This window comes from Pseudonocardia sp. NPDC049154, assembly GCF_040648315.1.
GTDB lineage: Bacteria > Actinomycetota > Actinomycetes > Mycobacteriales > Pseudonocardiaceae > Pseudonocardia.
Genome location: NZ_JBEZDN010000266.1, coordinates 1 through 1,164 on the forward strand (window position 1 = coordinate 1; position 1,164 = coordinate 1,164).

The 1,164-nt window shown below is 74.2% G+C and carries 2 protein-coding genes; both read left to right on the forward strand.

Going from position 1 to position 1,164, the window contains the following annotated elements:
* Positions 1-112: 112 nt before the first annotated feature.
* Complete coding sequence (locus AB0B41_RS43215; RefSeq protein ID WP_358213042.1) at positions 113-673, forward strand: IS110 family transposase; 561 nt, start codon at positions 113-115, stop codon at positions 671-673.
* Positions 674-1,081: 408 nt separating this feature from the next.
* On the forward strand, positions 1,082-1,164 hold an 83-nt coding region (locus AB0B41_RS43220), incomplete at its 3' end, for a transposase (protein WP_358213044.1).

Sequence of the window (1,164 nt, forward strand, 5' to 3'; positions counted from 1 at the left end):
CGCCGACTGGCGACAGGGCTGCGCGCCGACGAGCGCCGATCAGTGAGCGACCGGCTGCCGTGTCGGGAACCACCGGGTGCCTACCTGCTGCGGCAACAGACAGGAGGCGACGATGAGTGTCGCGCCGACAGACCTCTCTCCGCGACCCCCCGAGCATCCCGCCGGGCATCCCGCCGGGCATCCCGCCGGGCATCCCGCCGGGCATTCCGCCGGGAGGTTCGGCACCGCGCCGGCCGCGCCGACCGGCGGGATCGACTGGGCCAGCGACACCCACGCCGTCGCCGTCGTGGCCGGCGACGGCACCCCGCTCGACCGGTTCACCGTCACCCACACCCGGGCCGGGCTGCGTGGGCTGTGCCGGCGCCTGCGTCGGGCCGGGGTCGACCAGGTCGGAATCGAACGCGGCGACGGCCCGCTCGTCGACGCCCTGCTCGCCGCCGGGTTCACCGTGTTCGTCATCCCGCCGCTGCAGGTCAAGAACCTGCGCGGCCGTTACGGCTCGGCCGGCAACAAAGACGACCGGTTCGACGCCTACGTTCTGGCCGATGTCGTGCGCACCGACCGAGCGCGGCTGCGTCCGCTGGTCCTCGACACCCCCGCGACGGTCACCCTGCGCGCGACCTGCCGGGCCCGCAAGGACCTCGTCGCGCACCGGATCGCGCTGGCCAACTAGCTGCGCGCGCACCTGGGCGTCGCCTTTCCCGGCGCGGTCGGGCTGTTCGCCGACCTCGACTCGAAGATCAGCCTGGCGTTCCTGCGCCGGTTCCCCGACCAACAGCGCGCCGACTGGCTCTCCGTCAAGCGCCTCGCCGCCTGGCTGCACGGCGTCGGCTACTGCGGCCGCACCAGCGCCGAGACCCTGCACCAGCGCCTGACCGAGGCGCCGCGCGGGCTGACCGGCGACGGCGGCGCCCGCGCCCAGATCACCCTCGCCCTGATCAACGCGCTCGAGGCCGTCCTCACCCAGATCCAGGTCCTGGCCGACCAGATCGAAGAACAACTCGCCCTGCACCCCGACGAACAGATCTTCACCAGCCTGCCCCGCAGCGGCCAGATCCGGGCGGCCCGGCTGCTCGCCGAGATCGGCGACGCCCGCGGCCGGTTCCCCACCCCGGACTCGCTGATCTGCCTGGCCGGGGTCGCCCCCTCCACCCGCCAGTCCGG

What these genes read in the sequence shown, in the direction of transcription:
- AB0B41_RS43215 (WP_358213042.1), top strand. Translation starts at nt 113, where the DNA reads ATGAGTGTCGCGCCGACAGACCTCTCTCCGCGACCCCCCGAGCATCCC.